The organism is Oleiphilus sp. HI0061 (assembly GCF_001635675.1).
Map to the genome: position 1 here is coordinate 1 of NZ_LWFE01001392.1, position 411 is coordinate 411.

Sequence of the window (411 nt, forward strand, 5' to 3'; positions counted from 1 at the left end):
ACAAACCCTCTTTACACGCCTAGAGAAATGCAGCATCAATTCTCAGATTCAGGTGCCAAGGCGATAATTATTCTAGAAGACCTGTTGCCCAACTTAGAAAAAATCAAGGGTGATACGGCGCTGGAGCTAGTGATTTCAACAGGTGCTGCGGATTTACTAAGCGACTCCCCGACGCCTGCTCCAGAGGGTTGCCACTCTTTTAGCCAAATCCTCAATGATTTTGATCAGGCTAAATTGCAAGCCCGTAAAGATATTGGCCCAGATGATTTATGTATGCTCCAGTACACTGGAGGCACAACTGGCGTTTCTAAAGGTGCTTGTTTAAGCCACCGAAATGTCATAAGTAATGCTAAACAATGTTTGGATAGACTTGCTACAGGGTGTAGAGAAGGGCAAGAGATATTTGTGTGC

General features: G+C 44.8%; 1 protein-coding gene. It reads left to right on the forward strand.

All coding sequences use genetic code 11. The features are described 5' to 3' along the window. A partial coding sequence (locus A3735_RS21905) for an AMP-binding protein (protein WP_156499820.1) occupies window positions 1-411 on the forward strand: 411 nt, incomplete at both ends.